Here is an 837-nt window from a genome sequence, read left to right as displayed (position 1 = left end):
CCGAGCCCGTTGATTTAACGAGCGATCAAGAGTTGCGCACAGCAACGTTTGACCAGCTTGAAGTAGCGCTTCTTAGTGCTGCGATCCAAAGGTCTGAAGCTGGTGTTCAGTTTGATGATGTCTCTGACGTGCTCAGCTCTATCACGCAGCAATTGAGTCAGCATGATTCACTCGTGTTGGTTGATAATGGTTTAGAGCCTGCGGTTGCGTTGGATGACTTAATGTATGAGGCGCAGCAAGAGCTCTCTGCGCTTGCTACGTTTGTGGATGTTATTCCTCAGGATGATGTGACGCGGCTTGGTGCTGGTTTCTCCGATTTGCAGCAACAGGCTCTAGACGAGGGTTCTTCAATAACGCCTGTTCAGATTTTGGGTCAGCCAAGCGATGTTTCGGTTGAGTCGGGTGCCTCTTTTACGCTTTCGGTAGGAGCGATAGGAGGTGGAGTGCTTGCATTTCAGTGGTACAAGGATGGTCAGGAGATTGCCGGGGAGGTGGGCTCAAGCCTTGAAGTTTCTTCAGCATCCGTTGTGAGCGCCGGCCAGTACTCAGTTCGGGTAGGCAATGAAGTGGGTTCTGTGATGAGTGTGGCGGCCTCCGTTGCTGTTTCACCTCAGCAAGTGGTCCTTCATGACGTTGCACTGTCGTGGGATATTCCTCTTGAGAGAGAGGACGGTAGTGATCTTTCGTTATATGAAATTAATGGCTATACCATTGTGTACGGTGCGTCTGAGAATCAGCTTGATACAACGGTGAGTATTGTCGGTGGACAGCAAACCTCGTATACGCTGCGAGATCTACAGGCTGGAGCATATTTCTTTGCTATTGCGACCGTTGACA

General features: G+C 50.3%; 1 protein-coding gene. It reads left to right on the top strand.

Annotation, left to right across the window (positions count from 1 at the left end; all coding sequences use genetic code 11):
- Positions 1-837 (top strand): hypothetical protein (locus A3750_RS01715; protein ID WP_197474797.1); only part of this gene is annotated, 837 nt, incomplete at both ends.

Source organism: Oleiphilus sp. HI0079 (genome assembly GCF_001635105.1).
Note: the sequence above shows the minus strand (reverse complement) of the source record. Positions and strands in the feature narration are given on the sequence as shown.